The sequence below is a fragment of the Corynebacterium sp. HMSC11D10 genome (assembly GCF_001806995.1).
Classification (GTDB): Bacteria; Actinomycetota; Actinomycetes; order Mycobacteriales; family Mycobacteriaceae; genus Corynebacterium; species Corynebacterium coyleae.
Map to the genome: position 1 here is coordinate 17,712 of NZ_KV787018.1, position 20,974 is coordinate 38,685.

Sequence of the window (20,974 nt, forward strand, 5' to 3'; positions counted from 1 at the left end):
TCAAAGTAGTTTGAAAAGTCAGTTTATCCATAGCGTTCGATTGATGCGGGAAATTCCACTTCTCGAAGCAACCAGCAAGACAGTCTGCGAAACCCTCCGCAAACGCTTCCGCTCTCAGACCTGCTTCGGCCCCAATGCGCGGAATCATCGCTGTTCCACCATCCCCTCAAACCGCGCATACGCCTCCCGCATATCCGCCTCCCGATCCAACTGCCTAAACGGATACTCATAGACGTACTCCGCACCCGACTGCGGATGCACCCACGTCCGATCCGCCACCGACAACTCCTCACCGTCGCGCAACTTCACCTGCAACTTCATCACATGCTTCGGAACCTTCCGACCATTCGCATCAAACCGATCCTCCTGTTCATAACGCCGCATCACCGGAAACTGCGTCCGATAAATCATGCACAACTCATCCGCCGTCACACCCAACGACAACGCCACAATCGCATCAATCTCCACCTGCGCAGCACGCCGCTCCTCCTCCTTACGCAAAGGCTTATCGACGTCCCAAGGCTCCCCCATAACCTCCTCCCACAGTGGCGCATACGCCTCGGTGAGGCAATTGAGTCGGAGGTACCGATCCCGTGCCTTCTCCATCAACGGGATATCAGCGGGAAGAGGAATCGTCCGAATAATCGCATTCGGGATATGTGCGGATCCAGCGGAGCGAACAACATAGTCAGCGAGTAGAGAGCTCAACACTGTGCCGGCGAATGCTGTCTGATCGTTGGACTCCGCAGCACAAGAGTTCACCGCGTGTACGTGTGCAGCGCCTGGAGGAATCAAAGCTGGATAGAGAGTGCGATAGCCGGTCGTTGCCGCCATCTCACGCCACGCAACTCGAACAAGCGCTTTCGCTGATCTCGCGTCATCGCCGAGCCGGAGCTTGGGATAATCAGAGTCGTAGGTCGGTTGTGCATCACGGTCAGGTTGGTAGGCCGTCGCAGGAATGAAGTCGGCGGACATGGTCTCGAGATCAACCTCAGACCAATCCTGATTGTGCTTCAGAGTTGGGTTGGGCTGCTTGATCATGGGGGTTGAGACACCAAGATGCGGCCCTTGGAGGATCACGTCGCTCCATGACTCGGGGTGCGCCCAGCCCGTGTCAAAGTATCCAGCCTTTTTAGCTCCCGACTCATGCCATCCTGACGAAAACTGCAGATCAAGTTCACGGATACGCGGAGCCGCAGCCAGTTTCTCGAGGACCGCTGCGGCTTCGGTATTTACCGTGTAAATCATTCGGGACTCGATAGCAGGCACCGCTTTATCCTCAAGGATCGAGTGCCATACCCCTAAAGCCTCCTGGTCGATTGTCTGGATGCGGTCACGGTGAGGTCGAAGATCCCAGTTACCGTTGTCATCCTTGAGACCAGGCAGACTTCCAGCCCCACTGTGTGAGAGAGACTCTTGGACTGTGGAGGGATGATACAACGAGGCCGCATGATCGAATGCGGGACGATCTTGCTGCGGCCCGTATGTGTGGACACCGTAGGAGTTGTGGTGGTCAATGTCGAAAAGCACCAGCTCATTGATGAATTGCCAGTGGCGGCGCAGCCGTAGGTACGCACCTCGGCGCAGGGGAGCGGCCTTCTTCTCGGTGAAGTGAGACTCAGGGTGGATGAGGGAAGTGATCCCATCCTCTGACACGTTCGCCCACGTCCGCTCCATGAATCCTCGGTAGAGATCCGGTTGCTGACCTGACAGGTGAGGGTACCGGGTGACGTCACCAAGAACTGCTGACGTTGCCAACGCCTCGGCCAAACCGCGGTACACAACCTCGCGGGTTGGTTGATCGTCGTTCCACTGTTCCCGGCGCGCATTCTTTTCAGCCTGCGTCGGTTTGTGGGCAAGGGAAAACCATGCATCCGATTCCGAATAGAGCGCGTCCAGGTCAACGGTGGGCCGCACCCACGGCGGGTTACCCACCTGCAGGTCGAAGCCACCGCGGGCAAACACTGCCGCGAAGTCCAGGTCCCAGTGGAAGAAGCCCTGGTCGGCAGCGACGGACTGCACCACGCGCAGCCAAGGGTGGTTCGCGAACACAGTGCCCATCGCGCGGGCACCGGACAACCCGATCTCAGTGCGCTCGAGTTGGACCAGCTCGTCCCAGTTAGTGGCGCTGGCCAGGCGGATCTGATTGGCGTCGCGGGCGGTGGTGTCTACGCCGATGACGTCGGTAAGCGTTGCAAGCCACTCGTCGAGATCCGGCAGCTCATCGATAGCGGTGAGCGGCCAGAACGTCAGCGCGTTCCACGCGTCCATGATCAGGCGGAGACGCAGGTAGGCACCTTCTGTGTCGTGGAGCAGCTCGCGTTCGATCTGTTCACGGCGCACGTTCTTGGCGGTGTGTTCGGTGTCGCGGCCCCAGATGTCGATGTCGCGGCGGATCTGCTCCTCCGCGATACGCATCTTGGACAGCGTGATGGCCCACAGGGATTCCACGCGTGCTGCGAGGTTGGTCAGTTTTTTCGCCTGTTCCTTGGTGGGCGCCTTGCCGGTGACGGACTTCTTCCACGTCTTCATGGCCTTGATCTCGTCGGCAGCAAGAGCCTTCAGGTCCTTCGCGTCGGCGGCCGCGCCCCAGGTGGCAGACGGGAGGAGGAACTGGTGGATGCGGCCGGCGGCGGTGGCGTCGCGGGTCTCGCCGGCGTCGATAGCATCGGCGAGGTTTCGCACCGGTTCTCGACGTGGCACGGCTTTGAGCCACTCGCGCTTCTTTAGCTGCGCAGTGGAGTACGTAGAGCGCAGCGCACCGATGAGCGAGTTGCCGCGGCGCAGGTGCAGGCCGAACCACGGTGCCTTGAGTTGGCTGGTCATGGTGTCCAGCCACAGAGAGATCTCTGCAAGTTCCACCGCGGTGGGGTTTAAGTCCACGCCGTACACCTGGTGCAGGGCGATGTGCGCCTTGATCTTTTGCAGTTCGACAGTTCGCTGCTCGGGCTCAACCTGCTGGTCGAGTTCGTCTTCACGCAGCTTGAGGTAGAGCTCCGCCAGCTGGCGCACGGCCTCCACGGCGAAGGCGCCGGAGCCCATGGCGGGCTCGCAAATCGTCAGGCTGAGTACGTCGTCAGCGGTCTGGATGCGGCCTTCCTCCTGCAGCACCTCGATTGCCTGGCCGACGGTGAACTCTGTGAGCACCTGCGGGGTGTAGAAGGAAGCGGAACGTTCACGGTCGCGGCTGGACTGGCGGAACACGAAGGAGCCGGTCGGGTGCAGGCGGCGAGTTTTCGCGGTACCGCCTTCCTCCATCTGTTTCGTCTCCATGACGAAGCTGTCTTGCGGAACCGTGTCGGCGGCGTGGGTGGGTAGGACCCAGGAGCCCTTGGAGGCGTCACCTTTTGGTGCCACCTCGTAGAGGTTTTCTTGGGCGATGAAGCCGTGGTAGGACATCAGGCCCTCGTAGACCTGGCCGAGTTCGGTCACGCCGAGGGTGGCGTAGGAGATGAACCCGCGGTCCCTGCCGGCAGAGACCTTGGACAGGAGCAGGTTCTGCAGGACGTGGGTGAGGGCTTCGTTGGAGAGCTTGACTTCGTCGATAAGCGAGGTTGCCTCGCGCTTGAACAGGTCGGCCTCGAGGTTGCGGAAGATCAGGCCCCCGTTTTGCGCGTCCCGGTCGGCGGCGGGGGAGTCGAGCGGGTCGTGGCCCTCGTTGACTTGCGTGAATAGCAGCTGCAGCGAGTCGTAAAGGTGCGTGCCGCGGCGGGCCTTGTCGGTCACCGGGGGAGTGAGGATCTGATCGCGCAGACGGTCCAGGCCGTAGCCGTCGACGTACTCCGGCGTGCCCGTGGGCAAGATCGCCAGTTCCGGGGAAGCCTCTGCGAACAACAGGAACAGGATGCGGTAGAGGTAGCGCAGGGACTGATGCGCCAACTCGTTGCCGTCCACGCCATCGATGGGCAGGTGTTGCTCGCGGCGGCGATCCAGCACGTCGTTGCCGATGATCTCGATGGATTCGCGTACTGCATCTCGCAGGTCGCCGGAGACCTTCACCGCGTGCTGCTGGGATTCCTCGCGGGTCTTTGCCCACCACGTGGTGCCGTCGGCGGCGCGCTCCAGGTTTTCCCGCGCCAGGATGACGGCGACGCGCTCGAGCTCGCCGGCCTTCTTCGTGTCGTTGCGCTCGGCAACGAGCTGCAGATTGATGGCCAGGTAACGGCCCAGCGGCCAAGACTCGCGCTCTGCGAGCATGACCCAGGGGCCAGCAAGCGTGACGACGAACTCCGGTGGCTCAGCCCCCAAGAACAGATCACCAACGAGTTTGGACACCTTAGTGGTCTGCGGGTCCTTGCCCTGTTGAGCGGCGGTGACAGGCAGCGAGGTGAGGTCGTCCTCGGTCTCCGCCGGCTCGTCCGCTGCGATGACGGCGAGGGTGCCGGCGTTGCCCAGCCAGCCGGTGTAGTGGAATGTGTCCCCGGCGCGGGTGTAGTGCTGCTCGGTTGGGTTTCCGTAGCCGAAGGCCTGGTGGATGAGACGGACGGTCGTATCTCGGTCAGTCTCGGTGGCAAAGGCGGTCTGCAGCTCTCCACGGTGCTGCTGGAGACGCTTGATGGGGGAGAGGGTGCCGGTCTCCTTCTCCAGCGCCGCCCACTCCTTCGTGCGGGCCTTCACACGTTTAGTAAAGGACTCACCTTTGGTTTCATCGGTGGTGAAGTAGTGGTCGCTGATCCACTCGTCGACATTGATGATTGAGTCGTAGGTAGCCATGGTTAGCGCTCCTGGTTCTGGGGTAAGACAAGGACGAGGGGGCGGACGAGTTCGCGGTCCGGTTCGAGAGAGGTGATGAGCGACTTCTCTTCCTGGATCAGCTTCTCTGGACGCCCGGCGCGCAAGACGAGTTGGCTGTCGTCCTTGGCGTGCTGCCAGCGGTCGGCGCGGTCAATCCAATAGTCGATGCGCTCGTGCGCATGTCTGCGGGCGGCGGCCATCATCGGCTGAAGCTGGTCGCTCGCGGCCCGGACCGACTGGGCGACGAGGTCTTGTGTGTCCTCCGGCAGGCTAAGCGTGCCCGGGTTAATGGCGTTTTCGGTCAGCCCAATGCTGCGGAGCCACTCGATGGGGTCCTCAATGGTCTGCGGAAGCATGCCGCCGGCAACGGTGACGAAGGCCCGGGAGACCACCTGGCCGCGTTTATTGGTCAGTGTGGCCATAAGCAGGACAGTCGGCATGGACACGCTGCCCTCGATAGCGGTGATCTGCCCTGCGGAAAGCGACGCCAGCGCGCGGTCCGCCGCCCAGTCCGTCACCGGGTGCAGGGGACCCAAGAAGTGGGCCTTGGGCCAGGTGGATCCGTCGTCGCCGGTGCGGGCCTTGCGGAGGATCTCGTCACCCACCGCGTGGTTAGTGGCCAGCTGGAAGTGCTCACGCACCTTGCGATCCGCAAGATAATCCTGTGGCAGCACTTCCAAGCGTCGGCGCAGGTCCTCTGGCGGCTCGAGCTCGGCTACGCCGTTGGGGTGGAGCTGGAACTGCACGCCGCCTGCTGCAAGCGACTTCTCCGGGGCGGCGTGGAATGCCTCGTTCAACGCGTCCTCCAGGTACGCGATCTCGGAGGGGTAGAGGCCTTGGTTATCGGTCGGAGTAGCGGTGGTCGCCGGGGCGGTAGCAGCGGGTTCGTCGTCAATCTCCGGCTCGAAGCCCGACATCCAGAAGTCGATGAGGTCGGCCTCGGTCTGCGCCTGCGCGCTGGCGATCTGGTCCGGCGTCTTCACAACGTCATCGAACTGCACCTGGTTCTGGATCACCCGGCGGATCTCGTCCTCCTCGCCGGAGATGGAATGCTTGCCGATGAGCGAGCCGACGTCGCCAAGCAACGCATGCGCCTCGTTCTCACGATTGATCAACTTGGACAGCACGTGCAATTCGCCCACGTAGCCGCCCTGCTTCGTATCCAGCAGGAGCGCTGCGATTTGTGGCGGTTCGGTCTGGCCGTAGCGGTCTACGCGGCCGTTGCGCTGCTGGATGCGGATCAGCGACCACGGAATGTCGTAATGCACCAGGTTGTGGCACAGCGTGTGCAGGTTCACGCCCTCCGACGCCACGTCACCCGTGACCAGGATGCGGAGTTTGGAATCGGTGCGCTTGAATTCGTCGACAAGCCGCATCTGCTCCTCATCCGACAGCCCACCGTGCATGACCTCCACGGCGCCAGCTGGCATCTTTAAGTCCTTGGTCAGATTCTCCTTGAGCCAATGCAGCGTGGCCACACGCTCGGAGAACACCACCGCGCGGGTCTTCTTGCCCTTGCCCACGCCGGTGTCCTGCAGGTAGTTCACCAGCGCGGCGTACTTGTTGGAGTTCTGACGCGTGATCTTCGCGTTGAGTGCTTTGAGACGTTCGAGCGCCTGGCGCTGGTTCGTGTCCGACTCGGGGATGCGCTTGATGCGGTTCTCAATCGTCTCGCCCAGCGCGGCAGGGGAGGAGAGGAACGCCTTGACCAACGTCCACGGGAACAGGCGATCCTTCGCCGGGTTCTGCTTCGCCTGGATCCAGGTCGCATCGAGCTCGGCTGCCACGGCATTTTCTTCGGCGGACGCCTCCACGGGCACGTTGATCGGATCCTTGCGCTCTGCCCATTTCTCGCCAACCACACTGGCCACCTCGTCGCTATGACGGTGGCGACGGATGAGAAGACGGGAGACGGCCTCGGCGTCGATCGTGCCGTCGGGCATCACGGAGGTCGGATCCAGCAGACGCAGGATCTCCTTGAAACTCTCCGGGTCACCATTGTGCGGTGTTGCCGAGGCCAGCAGGAGCGCCTCCGTCGTCGGCGCGAGCGTGCGAGCGAGCTCGTTGTTCTGCGTGCCCACGTTGGTGGCGTTATGGATCTCGTCGATCACCACCGCATCCCAACGCACCTTCTCCAACATCGCGCGATACTTGCCGCTCTTGAGCGTGTCCATCGAGACGATCACGCGCGGGAAATACGTGAACGGATTCCTACTCGCCGGCAGGATGCGCTGTACCCGCTGAATTCCCGCCGAATCCAACCTGACCAGCGGGATAGCAAAACGCGACCACATCTCCTGCTGGAACTGCTCCATGATGTGCTTCGGCGTGACCACGAGAATGCGCTCGCCACGCCCGCGGCGGATCAGCTCCGCGAGGATCATGCCGATCTCCAGAGTCTTACCCAGACCCACGGCATCGGCGATGAGGACACGGGGGCGCAAGTTGTCGTCGCTAAGCGCCTTGCGCACCGCAGAAAGCTGATAGTCCAACGGATCCATCAGCATGCCCTCCGCCACCGACAGGCGTTCCTGATACAGCGGTACCGGCGTCTGACGCAGCGTGGTCTCGAGCCACAGGCGCGTCGTGCGGTAACCGGGGGAGTGGTCGGCGACGACCTCTACCTTGGCGGGATCGAACACCTCCACGTCGTCGAGCGCGGTGTAGAAGCTCGCCGTGGTGTCGCGCACGTAATCCGATAGGCCGCGGACCTTGAGCAGGTACCCGTCCACGGACTGCGTCACGCTCGTGATCAGCCATAACTCGTCGCGGACTTTGACCATGAGGCCGGGGGCGAAGGTGTGCGCATTGCGTTGAGATTGTGTGGCGTCCTGTGCGGGCGAAGACATACGTAGCAGCGTATACGGCCCGCGCGATACACGGGCCGGTTAGGCGTGCAGGCGTTCGATAACAGTGCGCGGCCTCATTTCTCCCTGATAAAGCACTGGTCTATAGACCGGATTCAATGGACGGCCAGCCGCTTCGCTTCTTGAATTACAAGATCCGGACATCTCTTCATTTCCGTTATCGGAGCTCCTTCTGCCTTAGGTCCGAGATCTCCGGTTACCCACCACTGCTGAACCGCTTGAGCGACAGGTTTCCTTCCAGCGAACTTACCGATGAGCACCTCGTTTACATCCCCCACCTTGGGATCGACATCGCTGAGCCTCTCATTGAACTGAAAAGCCGGATAGTATTTCGTTTCTCCAGTCTCGTGGAGGAATATCCCCTCGTTTTTAACTAGATACCTAAGAAGAGCTTTTCTTTCTCGCTCGTTGCGTTCAGGGTGAAAAGTCTCTAGGAGCTTTGGCTGACTTATGCACTCAATCTGGTTAATGTGGTCAATCACCTTGCAATCGTGCAGGTCGGGCTCATAGTATCTGCGCCAAATCCGCTCCTCATCCCAACTCTCGGGAAATCCCATCGCATCTAGGGGGATGCCAGATCTCCGCAGAAAGCTCTGCAACAGATTGACCATTTCTTCCGACCAGGAAGAATCCGGGTAGATTCGTGCGAAGAGGAACCTCATAGCGGCAATAGTCTTATAGGGCTTGTGAGGAAGCCCCTTCAGGTGAGAAAGCTCCTGGATATGATCTTTTGGTGCGGCCAGTGAGATATCAAAGACCTTGTTCCAGACTCGCCCATAATGTGCACAAACGTTGCGTAAATAGCGAAAGTGATCCAGCCATCGCGAAAAGGTTCCGTGATCGCCTTTTCCGTTTTTGAGGGTGATCCCTGCTCTCGCAGCGATCAACGCAGCGTCTTCCTCATGCAGTAGATCAAAAAGCCTCCGGAGAGTTCCCATGGTCATAATTTCCGTTGCTGCCCAAACAGGAAGGTGAGGACCATATTTGCGACGGAAGTGCTGAACAAAGTCACTTTGGCTGCGCCGTTCTTCGCGGGAGTAGTCAGCGATCCACCCAATATGTTTCGACTGTTTGATCGATAGCGAGCCCGCTGTCCAAATGGATGAATCTTTACGAAGATAGGCGGGAATTCGGTGCGCAAATGGATGGTAGAACCCGAGGCGATTGCTCAGCTGACTCCTCAGCCACACCTCAATCATTTCGAGGCCCTCTACGAATTTTTTCCTCACCGACTCGTCAAACTTGTAAAGGTCAACGATCTGACCGAACGTTGTTCCGGGCGGGAAATCGTCATCCTGTTTGAAATAGTAGGCGTACCCCGTAAATCGAAAGTAGCCACATTCCCTCAGCATCGATCTGGCTGCTTCGCTGTTTTGAATTACCAAGCCATGGGTCCGGAGCTTTGCAAGCTGATCATCAATGAAAAATATGGCTTCGCGTACTTGCTTTGCCGGTAGGCGTTCAGCACTTCATCATCCATATAAATAAAACTAGCCGCCTCCCCGTACGGAGAGGTCGGCTAGTCGTGATGGGATAGAGAATAGTGTTCGTCCCCCTCTTCCACAACCCATTACCCCCGGGCCACCCCTCGCCTAAACGTTCCCAACTCTTGGACGCTAGGAATCTAAGAGGCTTTTTCAGCCCCCGAATGTTTCACGTGGAACATCACGATGCCGCTGCGGCCAGCGCCCGCGCCACCGCCAAGTCCTCCCACGGCATGCCGACCGTCTTAAACACGATGCGTCGGCTGGTGTCCAGCGCAACATCGCCACGGACCACGTCGGCCATGGACACGACGTCGTCCCACGAGAGTGCGCCTTCCTCGACCGCGATGGCAACGTCGCCGGCCTCGCCCTTGGCGGCGCCGACGTCTTCGACGATCACCTGCGCGCCTGCAAGGACGTCAGTATCAAGCTCGCGCGTGTCGGTGGTGTGGGCGCCGACGGCGAGGACGATGGCGCCGTCGCGAAGATGCTCGGCGTTCAGGATCGGAGAAGGGGAGGAGGTTGCGGTGACCACGAGTTCAGCGCCGGCCACCGCCTCGTCGGCAGCGGACGTGCCCGCCTCAGCCCAGGGATAGGCAAAACCGTCCGGGCGAGTCCGGGAGACGAACGTGCAGGAGACGTCGAGGACGTCCTCGAGCGTGGCGGCGTGGCCAAGGCCCTGGGCGCCGGTGCCGAAGATGACGGCGTTTACGGGGTCGTCGAGAAGCGAAAGCACCCCAGCGACGGCGACGGCGGGGGTGCGGAGGGTGGTGAGCGCGGCGGCGTCGATAAGCCACTCCGGCGTGAGCGTTTCGCCGCCCATGAGCAGGTACGAGCCCTGGATCAACGGGACATCCACGGTCGAGCCCGGCGGCTGGATGCCGAGCACCTTCACGCCGACCGCACCGTCGAGCGCCGACGGAAGCAGGTGCATCTCGCCGTGGGGGAGGCCGACCTTTTGGCGCTGCGAGTCAGTCGCGGGGTCGAAGCCGCTGAGCAGCGCGTCGCGTACGGCCTGGACCGCGGCGGCGGGGGAGAGGGTGGCCATTGCTTCGTCGTAGTCCACGTAGCGCATGGCGGCCAGTGTAGGGGAGTTACACGGCTCCATCTCGGGATGGCCGATCCCACAACGGAGCTAACTGTGGCAGTGAGAGCGCCCAGTCCAGGGATACACGCTCCTGTTCGAGCCGTTTGTTCCCTGATGCGATCAAGAACCGCCGTGCACGTTCCTCCTCCTCGGTGAGGCGGGGGAGCACGCGTGCAGTATCCCCTGGGTCAGCGACTGCGAGGTGGAGGAACCTCTGCACGGTGTCAATGTCCATCGCTGCGCTGACTACCGAAACGGAGCACCCGTCGGCAGACAAACGGGTACGCACAGTGTTCAGGATGGCGTAGCCGTCCGCGTCCGCATCGCCCCAGTACACAATCTGCCGCGCTTGACGGACCCACGGCAGCTCGTGGAGCGCGCCGGCGGTGTACCCCGCGCCCCAAACCAGCACCACGTTTGAGCCTTCGGGCGTGTGCGGCAGTGCGAGGAACGTCTCCTTGTTCTCGACGACGAGCACCCTAAGGTCATCCGGGAGCGCAAGCGAGCCAAAGGGAACGGACACATCGACAAGCCCTGGCGCCGGTGCCAACGAAATATCCAAGAACCGTACCCTCATCATGCGGTCGCCCTCGGCGAGCCCGAGGTCGTTCACCCCAAGGAGCCGTTGCAGCAATCTCCGGTGCGTGGCGATCCACTTCGTGTCCAGACCTTCGATAGGCACCGCACGCGGACGCAGGCCGGATTGTGGTTTCACGTGAAACCAATGCAATGCGAGGCAAAGTCGGTTGAAATCTTCCGCTGAAAGCGCAATCCACGCTGAATTGGTGCGAGCAGCACGCTCCCGGAACTCCGAACTGTCGGGAAACAGCTGAATCAGACGCGCAAACCTTTCGCGAGCCAGGGCAACTTCCCCAGCACGCCCGACCACCTCTGCTACGCGATCCCATCCGGACAACATCAGTCGCACCGGCACGTCGTGTTTGCCCAAGCCCGCCCAGGAACGCGTAGCCCACTCCACCTCACCTGCGGGTTCCCATGCTTGCCAGGTGTGGACGAATTCGCGGGCGCGGGTTTCGTCGTCAAGCGCCTGCGCACGAGTCGGGGGTTTCAGAGGAATGGACACCTCGACGGGTTCGTCGAGGAGCAACTGCTCCATATTGAGCTTGAGAGGTAACTGGTCAGGCAGGCGCATAGGTTTCAATGAGCTCGAAGGTGGAACGTGCGACGGGATCCTCGGTGTAGTGGACCACGATGGTGCCGTCGACGTACGGGGAGAGGGTCTTGATCAGCTTCATCGGCGTAGCCAGCACCATGTGGAAGCCGAAGCTTTCAAACACGTCCATAGCGGTGCGGGTGAACACGGGGTCGGCGCGGTCGAAGGCCTCGTCGAGCACCACGGTGGCGTAGCGGGGCACGTCCGCGTCCACGCCCGCAAGGCGGTAGCGCAGTGCCGCGGCGAGGCAGAAAAACACCAGCTTCTGCGCCTGGCCGCCGGACAACGACGCGGAATCCACGTGGGTGTTGTGCACCGTGCCCTCGGCGTCCACCTCGTTGCCCACGAACTTCACATGCCTACGGGTGTCTAGCACGACGTTGCGCCAACTGCGGTCGGCACGCTCGGAGGAGCCGAGGCGATCCATGATCTTGGCCAGGCGGTGGTAGCGCTCGATGGCGGTCTTCTCGTCCGCCTCGCTCAGGCTTCCGGCGGTCGCTTCGCGCAGGTCCTGCAGGAAGTCACGCACGACGCGGTCTCGGTTGTCGCGGACTTCAATCTGCAGGTAGCGCCCCTCGGTGTACGGGGAGCGGCGCAGCGACGCGTTGATGGGGCCCAGGTTGGTCTCAATGTCGCCCTTCGCGCGCTGCAGCTCCTTGTAAATCGTGTTCAGGTGCATCACGGACTGGCCGTTGAGCAGGTCCAGGAAGCGGCCGCGGAACTCCGGCAGGCGGTCCGAGCGCAGCATCTCCAACCTCGCAATAGCCTCGCCCGCAAACTCGGCCGCGGCCTGCAGCTCCGCAGACTCTGCGGACCACCGGGACTTGTAGTTGGACAGAATGTTCACGATGGCGTTGCTGGATTCCGTGATCGTCTTCGCCGCCTGCTTCGCCTGCGCGTCCAGCTGCGCGGTGACCTTGAAGGCGCTGTCGCTTAAGTTCTCCGGGGTCAGACGGCGCGTGGTGGCCGCGAGCATCGCATCCAGCTGCTCCGCCAGCGCCGGGTCCACCTCCACGTGCTCCGACTCGATCCGCTTCAGCCGCGCCTGATCGTCCTGCAGTGCCCGCGTGGCCACGGCGAGCTCGTCGTGCACGCTGCGCAACTCCTGCTCGGTGGCCTTCAACGTATCGACGGCCTCGCGCCACGCCCGCTCCAGCTCCTTCGCTTCAGGCGAGGAGGTCAGCCGTTCAAGCTCGGCGCGCAGGCTCGCCAACTGCTCCTCGACGCTGATGACGTCCACGCTGGCCCACTCCATAGCGTCGATAGCCCGAGCCTTCTCCACGTCGCTGGCCAGCGCCTTTTGCTTACGCTCAACCTCTGTTAGGCGGTTGCCCGCCGCCGTTGTCGCGCGTTTCGCCTCCGCCAGCTCCGCGCGCAGCGCCTCCACCTTGGCATGGTTGGAGGAGCCGAGGCGGTAGTTGCGCCGTTCGCCCAGGCGCTGCCTGTCGTTTTTCACGTACCGGGCGGAGCCAGTCCTATCGGCCGGGTTGCGCTCCAAGCCGTCGATGGTAGCCGCGCGCTTGTCTTGCCGTTCCAGCTCGTCCACGGTGCGCACTAAGGCGTAGTCGAAGGTGGTGGCCAGCATGCGCATCAGCCAGGGGCGCATCGGGTGCTCCACCACGCGCACCTTATGAAACAGGCTGAGCGGGTTCTTCGGTCCGCGCGGCATGTCCACGCCCTCGGGCACGGTGCGGTACTCAAGCCGCATCCCCAAGTGGCGGCCATTGACCCAGCTGCTCACCTCGCGCTCGCGCTCCGCTGGCACCAAAAGAGTCGCGGCAAAACCGCCGAGCAGGCGCTGGATCACCGGTTCCCACTCGGTTTGCTCCGGTAGCACGTCGATGAGCTCACCCACGTACGGCAGCTCACGCACCGTCAGCCCGGTATCCGCACACAGCTGCGCGCGCTTCTCCACGTACCGCCGGTCAAGGTTGGAGGTGCGGTTGCCTAACGACGCCAACTCCGTCTCCACCGACGCCTCCGCGCCGGCAAGCCTCTCGCGTTCGCTTCGGGCCTGAAACCACTTTTCGCGTAGGTGCTCTACTTGCTCTGGCGCAGCCGCCAGCTCCGCAGCAGCCTGGGCCTTCAGCTCTGCGAAGCGCTCGGTATCCAGCGCTCCGTCCATCTGCACCATGGAAGCCAGATCCCGCCGTTTCGCGTCACGCGTGGCAAGCTCGTGCTCTTCGCGAGCGATGTTGCGCTCAATCTCGCTCAAACTCTGCCCGGCGACCTGCTCTCTCTGCACCACGGCGCGCTGCGCCGCCTCCTGCTGCGCTTCCTTGCGGGCCTCGAGGGATTGCGCCTGCACTTCGAGGGCGGCGAGTTGGGCGGAGCTGACGTCGATACGCTCGCGCAGCTGCTTCGCCTCAATCGCGCGCCGCACGTTGGGCAGGGCGGCGGACAGCGCGGCAGTGTTCTCCTGTGTCGCCTGCGCATCCTTGAGCTTGGTGTCCAGCCCCGGCAGGGGAGCGAGCGTCTCAATCTGCTGGTGCACGTCTTCGAGCCGCTCGTACGCCTGGCGCAGGTCCTCGTGCGTGGCCACGGCGTCCTCCGCGACCTGGAACGTGTCCGGTACGTCCAGCATGTAGTTGCGGAACAGCTCGTCCATGCTGGACAGGGACTTCGCGGACTGCGTGCGGTGCAGCAGCATCTGCGCTTCCTCGCTGCCGATACCCAGCTTGGAGCGGAAGCGGTTGGCAAACACGGAGTACTGGTCCGTGAACGTCACGCCGGCAGTTTTGTATTTCGCCTCCAACTTGCGCTTATCCAGGGAGTTCTGCAGCAACGGCACGAACCCGTCCACGTCCACCTCGCTGGGAAAGATGCCGTAGAGCGTTTTCACCTGCGCTTCCTGCTGCTGTCCCGCATTGAGGCGGTAGATTGCGGCGAGCGTGAACACCTCCTTCCCGGCGCGGTAGGTCAGCGCGACAATGCTGGCTGTCGCTCCGGAGCGCAGATACTGGCTGCGGATCTCGCCGGTGGCCGGGTCCTCGCTGCGGCGCCACGCACCGCGGATATAGGACACGCGGCTGCGCCCCTTGTCACGGCCGGTTTCCTGCTGGGCGGCGGCGTTGAACCGCAGTTTGCCAGGCGGGACTAGTACGGCGGAGAAGGCGTCGATAAGCGTGGACTTGCCCGAGCCGGACGCGCCGGTGATCAAAAACCCACGCTCGCCGACGGGGATGTCGTAGTAGCCGTCGAACGTGCCCCAGTTGACCAGCTGCACGCGCGCAAGACGGAACTGCTCTGTCACTGTTCTTCCCCTTCCTGTGCCAGGCGCAGATACTCCTCGCGCAGCGCGTGGACCGTATCAGCGTCGAAGATGTGGCGCAGCACAGGGGAGACCTCCCAGCGCCCCTCGGTCTCCGTGTCGGTGAGCAGGCTGTACTTGCGGATGGTGTTCACCGCCGCGGTGAAGCGCTTCTTAAACCCGGACTCGTCACGGTTGTCCACCGCACGGACGTAGCTGATGGCGCCATACAACTCATCTTCGCCCACCACGACGCGCTCGCCTGGGGTAGACATGCCCAGCTCGTGGCGCAGCTGCAGCAGGATCGCGGTTTGCAAGTGCGTCAGCGCCTCCGTGCGCAACACCGGCGGCACTTTCACGTCCTCGTTGTCCGGGCGGACGTGGCGAGTGAACGCGATGCCGGCGTCCTCGTCCACAACCAGCTCCAAAAACACATCGTGCAGCCGAGAGCGCAGCGTCTCCGTGTCGGTGGTGATGGCGTGCCAGGTTTCCTTCTTCCGGTCAGCGGTGATGAGCGGACCTTTGAGCAGGTCCACCAGTGCGCGCCGGGTTTCCTCGGACAGGGTGCCCGTGTCGCCCGTCCACAGCGGTTCCGTCATTGCATCTCCTTTACTGCTGCGGCGTCGAAATGCCACCGCGGGACCGTCGCCAAGCGAAGGCTCCCATCGTCTTCCTCGAAGCGCACCTCTTCGCTGCCGTCCTGCCGCACCCCATGCTTCAGGGCCAGGTACACAAGGCCCACCACCGACCCCAGCCCCTGGGAGGCGGGATGGCGCTCGAGCACCTTGCCTATCGACGCCCCTCCGGCCATCCCAACCGTCTCCCCAACTGCCGCGATAAGCTCTTCCAAGTCGATCTCGCTTTCACGTACCGCCTGGTAGAGCGCCTCCGCGTCGCCCTCGCCGGGTTCAAACGCCTCCACCGCAGTGGTGATGACCTCCGCGCCCGGGTCCGCCAGCTTGATCTGCGCCACCGAGGTGATCTGCATCCCGATGCGCTGCAAGGGCGTGTCCATCTTGTGGGTGGCTGCAAGCTCCTCGCGCTCCGCGGCGTCGGCGGCGAGCTTGCGGGTGTCGCGTAAAAGCTCGATCATTCGGCGGTCCTCGGCGAACTGTTCGCTGGCCACGTAGTTGCGTAGGTTGCGGGCCAGGCGCGTCATCATGCGGTTAACCTCGTAGCCGGCGTCTTCCATGTCGCGGAACAGCCTGCGGAATTTCGCCCGCTCTTCGGGTGTCATCGCGGTGTTGTCGGCGCGCTCGAGCACCTGCCCAATCCACGTGTCCAACCACGCGCCGCGTTCCGGGTCGACCACCAGCGAGTAGAACGCGTTGAAGCTTCTGCCAGCATCGGATTCCCCGATCAAGTCCACGCCGGCGAAGATCTCGTCCAGCACGTCGCCGCGCGAGCCCTCCGGATCCAGCAGTTGGCGGCGCAGCTGCGTATTGAGCGTTTCCAGCTCGTGCCGCACGCGCGCGAAATCGCCGGGGATCGCATTCGCCTGCTCCAGAATGTCGCCCACCCGTTCGTGCACGGTGGCGGGGGAGGGCAGCTCGAATTCCCCGCGCTCGACCTGCTCGATCTCTGCCTCGATGCGGGCGCGTTCGGCCTCGAGGTGCCTCAGGCGGGAGTCGATGTTCGGGTCCGTGTCCCGCGCGAGCGCCTGCAGGGCATTGCTTATCGACGCCACCCGGCTCGCCGTCACCGCCGATCGCGGTGCACTGACACGGTCCATCACCTGCAGCGCGGTGAGCGTTTGCTCGCTTGGTTCAAGCGTCTCACCCGTTTCCTTGGTGCCGGACTTGCGCACCAGCCACCCGGCTTTCACCCAGTCGTTGCAGTACGCCTGGGGTTTTTTCGGGAGCTCGAAGATACCGCGCAACACCGCGAAGTCCTCAGCCATGAGCTGATAGAGCTGCTCCGCAGGTCGGACCTCTGCGCCTCGCGGGAAGTGCTCCGCCACGACCGCGAGTAGCACCGGGGCGTTGTCCGCGTGCAACAAACGGATCGCGGCCGACTGCTCCTTTTCACGCTTATATGTCAGCGCCCGGGCCTGAATGGTCATGCCGGCTATCATCCCATAGCACCCTCCCGCCTGCACCGAAAAACTTTTTTGCTCTAGGTGTAGACACACTCAGGGCGATCGTCTATATCCGCTTTTGGGCCCCTCCGTCCACGGTCCATCCCCCCCGAGACCGGTTGAGCACTCACCCACCCCCCATTTAGAGTGCGAGTAGGCGGAAGGAATTCCGCTATTCTCAAGCGTTTTTAGGCGCCTAGGGTTAAGGGTCAAAATGTCCGCGTCCCCTTTTGACCCTTAACCCATCCATTACCCCCTTGGATTGAGAAAACCACGCCGTCACGGCGAACCGGAGAGGACGTGGTGTGCGTAAACCCAAACATAGATGATCTACTGAGCAATCATTGAATCGATACCAAATGCCCGAAGTACCAATGCAGGTCTTTGGTCTCAGTGTTTCGCAGAGCCGGTGCTCTCGTGTTCCGCGTATTTGGTACCGGGAAACTCGGGGGGTCAAGTCGCGACTTCGTTATCGCCACCGCCACTGCCGCCAGCGCCCTTACAACAGCAGGGTTTCACGTTAAACATTCGAAGCCACCGGCCGCAGTGCCCACGTGCCAAGCGATCGCGGGCTTCGTCGATAATGAGGCTCCTTGCTCCTAATACCTTGAACGCACCCACCCTTTTCACAACCTTCACCTGCGAATTTCTGTTTCCAACTATGGTCAGAGGTATCCGCTGGTTGTTCCTTCGAAGAGAGGTAAAACGGATGCACTCCATCGATTCCAACGCGTGTGTATTGGCCCTGTCTCCCGGCCAGGAGCCGCGCCTGCATGTGGAAAGTGGCGACGAGGTTACGGTTCGTACCCTTGACTGCTTCTCCAACACGATTACCGACGAGTCCCAGTTGTTCAGCACCGTCGGCTGGGACAAGGTCAACCCAGCCACCGGCCCAATCGCGGTCAAGGGAGCACGCCCTGGCGACACACTGAAGGTGGAGATCCTCAGCATCGAGGTCGGCGAGCAGGCCACCATGACTACCCACCCTGATTTCGGTGCATTGCCCGGCACGGTGGAGGAGCGCACCCGCATCGTCCCGATCCGCGATGGCAAGGCGCAGTTTTCTGACGACATCACCATCCCCATCCGCCCAATGATCGGCGTCATCGGCACCGCACCGGCATCCGAGTCGGTACCCACCGGTGAGCCGCGCCAGCACGGCGGCAACATGGACACGAAGGAGATCGTCGCCGGCTCCACCCTGTACCTGCCAGTGGAGGTCGACGGCGCGAACCTCAGCCTTGGCGACGTCCACGCCGTCATGGGCGACGGCGAAGTCGCAGTCTGCGGCGCCGAGATCGAAGCCGAGGTGAAGATCCGCGTCACGGTGCTCGAAGGCCGCCCGCTGCCGCTGCCGTTCTTGGATTCCGGCGATGCGGTCTACGCCATCTCCTCCGAGATCGAACTGATGGACGCCGTCAAGGAGTCCACCCGCATGATGCGCGATTGGCTCGTGAGCGTATCCGCGCTCGACGCCACCGACGCCCTCATGCTGCTATCCCTGGTTGGCGACACCCAGATCAGCCAGATCGTCGACCCCCGCATGACTGCTCGCTTCCGCCTGCCCAAAACGATCCTCAAGCAGTGCGGTGTGGAACTGCCGTAGCTAACGGGCAATTCACCATTGCGCATCTGCTTTAGGCGTAGTGAACCCCTTCGGGGGAGTGACGGTAAACCCGAGGTCCCTGAGCGCCTCTGCAGCAGCTTCGGGATGATCTCGGGTTGCCGCAGAAGCCTGTTTAGAAAGCCATACTCGGCGTCGTTCCTGTAGTGCAGGTTCCCATCCTGGCCTCCCGCGGAATCCACATTCGCTGATCACAAAATAGAGGAAGTCCTCAAGCGACGGACGAAAACGCTTTCCTCCCACAGGTAAGTGCAATTCATCTAGGCGGCCCTTCTTCCTCGGGTTGCCTGATTTGTCCTGAAAGTTCTGCATTAACGCTGGACTGAGCAACCCTGCGACCCCTGAGTAGTGGATATGCGCACAGGGCGCGCTGGTGTAGTCACGCTCAAACTCGAAACGTGTGCCCGGCGACGTAGCAACCCGCAGTTCGAATTTGCTGCTCTTTACGGCTAGGAACTTCTCCGACGAATCGGATGACAGTTCGTAATTGATAATCACGTGAAAGAGTTGACTGTAGTCTTCCCTGCGCACTGAGCCCTCAGGTTGTCCAGCACCGTGAACGAGAGGAGCCTTGAAATCACCCACCACGATATTCTTGTCGATGTTTAGCTTGGCTTTCGCCTGTAAATCCGCTCTGCATGCCAGCGGCAACGCCTCAAGTAACGTGTCTCTTACGTCGCCGAGAAACCGCCCTGCCGCATCATGCACTCCCAAAACGACCCTCACCGAGCAGTAAGAGAACTGTCTGCAGCTCGTCGTACACGGTCCGCTCATCCTCGCTCAACATGCCGGCATTCGCCAGCACCTTGAGGTCTTGAAATTCAGCATGGGGAAGGCGAGTGGTGGCCCTTAGAGATGCCAAACACTCTCGCTTCCTTTCAAGAAGCTCTTCACTATTGGTGACAGTGATTTCCAATGGCAACTTTCTCGCCTCCGTCTGCTTCTTTCGTAACCAGCAGTTTTATTAACCGACAGTTTAATAGGTGCCGAGAATCTTCAGCACAAAATTAGCACACCTGTTCGCATGGCCGCTCGCTTCCGCCTGCCCAAAACGATCCTCAAGCAGTGTGGCGTGGAACTGCCGTAACCGCACCCCACCACCGCAACACCACGCCTTTTACCTGCATGTTTAGCAGTATTTTGCACTAAGACTAGACAAGCCATTTACACATGATCTATATTTGAGCCGGAGCCCCGCCCACGGTTACACCCCCCGAGAACCGGCTGAGCACTCACCCACCCCCCCCATTTAGAGTGCGAGAGGCGCGGGCTCCCTTTGGGGGACATAGTCCCCACCCAGGGCCTTCGGGTCCTTTGCAGCGGCCCATGCCCCCCATTGGCCGCTGCATAAATTTTTAAACTCCACTAATCCGCCGAGACCGGCACGGTCAACCAGGCGGAAGCAGCAACGACGACTGCTTCGGCGCCACGGTCGAGTGTGGGCTGGAGATCAGGTGCGAACGCCGGGTTGTGGTTGCCCACAGCCTTGCTCATGTCCGCGAAGCCTCCCAGGCCCCAGTAGGTGTAGGGGACACCGAGCGCGTCGGGGATGATGGAGAAGTCCTCGGAGGCGGGGACGGGGTCGAGGTCGCAGGATTCGTCGCCAAAGTATGCGTCGAAGGCTTCGCGGACGGTGTCGGTGGCGTCCCCGTCGTTGTCGGTGAGTGGGTAGCGGTCGTAGTAGGTGAACTCGGGTTCCTTTGGGCTGCGGGCGGCGACGCATTCGGCGCGCACAATGCGCTCGATCGCTTCCTTGAGGTGCTCGCTGACCTCGCTGCTGTATGCGCGGGTGTTGATGAGCAGTTCGGCGGAGTCCGTTATGATGTTGGACTTCGTGCCCGCGTGGATCGCACCGACGGTCACCACCGCGGTTTCCTTGGCCGCCACTTCGCGCGAGACGATGGTTTGCAGTCGCATCACGATGCTGGAGGCAAGCACGACCGGGTCCACGCCCAATTCCGGCATCGACCCGTGGGAGCCTTTGCCGTGCACCGTGACCTTCACCGAGAACGCAGACGACAGCACCGGTCCGCGTCGCGTGCCCACGTGTCCACCGGGCAGGCTGGCTAGCACGTGCTGGCCGAGGTACACGTCGGGCCGTGGCATTGCCTGTTCCACTCCGGCCTCGAGCATCGCACGGGCACCTTCAGCGGTCTCCTCAGCGGGCTGGAAGACGCCGATAAAGGTGCCGGACCACTGGTCCTTGTGAGCGTTGAACGCCTGCAGCGCGGTGAGCAGCGACATCAGGTGGAAATCGTGACCACATGAGTGGGCGACGGGGACCTCCGCGCCGGTCTTAACGTCAACCTGCGTGGCCGTGGAGGCATAGTCCTTGCCAGAGGCTTCCTTGACCGGCAGCGCATCAATGTCTGCGCGCATGGCCACGACTGGGCCCTCGCCATTATCGACGACCGCCACCACCCCTGTTTCCCCCACCCGGGTTACCCGGATACCTGAGGATTCCAGTTCCTTTACGATCCGCTCCGCGGTCGCATGCTCCTGCATGGACAGCTCGGGGTGTTGGTGGAAGTGCTTGTACAGCGCTTCGCGTTCGGTTCCGGTTGACATGAGGTCACCCAAAATCTTCTTGACCTTGCCAATTTCGACAGACATACCTTCACGGTACGCCTACCTACCTACTAGGTCGCGGCCTTGCGCCATCAGGGGCAGCTTCTCA

The 20,974-nt window shown here is 62.0% G+C and carries 11 protein-coding genes; 1 reads left to right on the forward strand and 10 read right to left on the reverse strand.

What is annotated here, in order from left to right:
* Nucleotides 1–144: 144 nt before the first annotated feature.
* The 8 genes from HMPREF3120_RS00455 to HMPREF3120_RS00490 all read right to left on the reverse strand — a co-directional run bounded on the left by HMPREF3120_RS00455 (nucleotide 145) and on the right by HMPREF3120_RS00490 (nucleotide 16,658).
* Nucleotides 145–4,713 (reverse strand): DNA methyltransferase, encoded by a 4,569-nt coding sequence (locus HMPREF3120_RS00455; RefSeq protein ID WP_070449712.1) that lies wholly within the window; start codon nucleotides 4,711–4,713, stop codon nucleotides 145–147.
* Nucleotides 4,714–4,715: 2 nt separating this feature from the next.
* Entirely contained in the window at nucleotides 4,716–7,583 is a 2,868-nt protein-coding gene (locus tag HMPREF3120_RS00460; RefSeq protein ID WP_070449715.1) for a DEAD/DEAH box helicase, read from the reverse strand.
* A gap of 113 nt (nucleotides 7,584–7,696) precedes the next feature.
* Nucleotides 7,697–8,953 carry an Abi family protein gene (locus HMPREF3120_RS00465; protein ID WP_070449717.1) on the reverse strand — a complete coding sequence of 419 codons (1,257 nt, stop codon included), beginning with the start codon at nucleotides 8,951–8,953 and terminating at the stop codon, nucleotides 7,697–7,699.
* A gap of 313 nt (nucleotides 8,954–9,266) precedes the next feature.
* Nucleotides 9,267–10,160 (reverse strand): ornithine cyclodeaminase family protein, encoded by an 894-nt coding sequence (locus tag HMPREF3120_RS00470; RefSeq protein ID WP_070449720.1) that lies wholly within the window; start codon nucleotides 10,158–10,160, stop codon nucleotides 9,267–9,269.
* Nucleotides 10,161–10,179: 19 nt separating this feature from the next.
* A complete protein-coding gene (locus HMPREF3120_RS00475; protein ID WP_210384483.1) occupies nucleotides 10,180–11,289 on the reverse strand; it encodes a DUF3322 domain-containing protein in 1,110 nt (369 codons plus the stop codon).
* A 22-nt stretch (nucleotides 11,290–11,311) separates the two neighbouring features.
* Nucleotides 11,312–14,599 carry an ATP-binding protein gene (locus HMPREF3120_RS00480; protein WP_070449725.1) on the reverse strand — a complete coding sequence of 1,096 codons (3,288 nt, stop codon included), beginning with the start codon at nucleotides 14,597–14,599 and terminating at the stop codon, nucleotides 11,312–11,314.
* The gene (locus HMPREF3120_RS00485; protein ID WP_034996626.1) at nucleotides 14,596–15,195 is read right to left on the reverse strand and encodes a DUF4194 domain-containing protein; all 600 of its coding nucleotides are present in this window, start codon (nucleotides 15,193–15,195) and stop codon (nucleotides 14,596–14,598) included. Before HMPREF3120_RS00485 ends, HMPREF3120_RS00480 begins: the two co-directional genes overlap by 4 nt.
* The gene (locus HMPREF3120_RS00490; protein ID WP_070449728.1) at nucleotides 15,192–16,658 is read right to left on the reverse strand and encodes a DUF3375 domain-containing protein; all 1,467 of its coding nucleotides are present in this window, start codon (nucleotides 16,656–16,658) and stop codon (nucleotides 15,192–15,194) included. Before HMPREF3120_RS00490 ends, HMPREF3120_RS00485 begins: the two co-directional genes overlap by 4 nt.
* 724 nt (nucleotides 16,659–17,382) lie before the next feature.
* Here HMPREF3120_RS00490 and HMPREF3120_RS00495 point away from each other — a divergent pair.
* Nucleotides 17,383–18,279, forward strand: a complete 897-nt coding sequence (locus HMPREF3120_RS00495) for an acetamidase/formamidase family protein (protein WP_070449730.1) — start codon at nucleotides 17,383–17,385, stop codon at nucleotides 18,277–18,279.
* Between the two features lie 12 nt (nucleotides 18,280–18,291).
* Here the strand turns inward: HMPREF3120_RS00495 and HMPREF3120_RS00500 are convergent, their stop codons facing one another.
* Together HMPREF3120_RS00500 and HMPREF3120_RS00505 are read right to left on the reverse strand one after the other, a co-directional pair.
* The gene (locus HMPREF3120_RS00500) at nucleotides 18,292–19,005 is read right to left on the reverse strand and encodes a hypothetical protein (protein ID WP_070449733.1); all 714 of its coding nucleotides are present in this window, start codon (nucleotides 19,003–19,005) and stop codon (nucleotides 18,292–18,294) included.
* 657 nt (nucleotides 19,006–19,662) lie between these two features.
* The gene (locus HMPREF3120_RS00505; RefSeq protein ID WP_070449735.1) at nucleotides 19,663–20,910 is read right to left on the reverse strand and encodes an amidohydrolase; all 1,248 of its coding nucleotides are present in this window, start codon (nucleotides 20,908–20,910) and stop codon (nucleotides 19,663–19,665) included.
* Nucleotides 20,911–20,974: the final 64 nt, after the last annotated feature.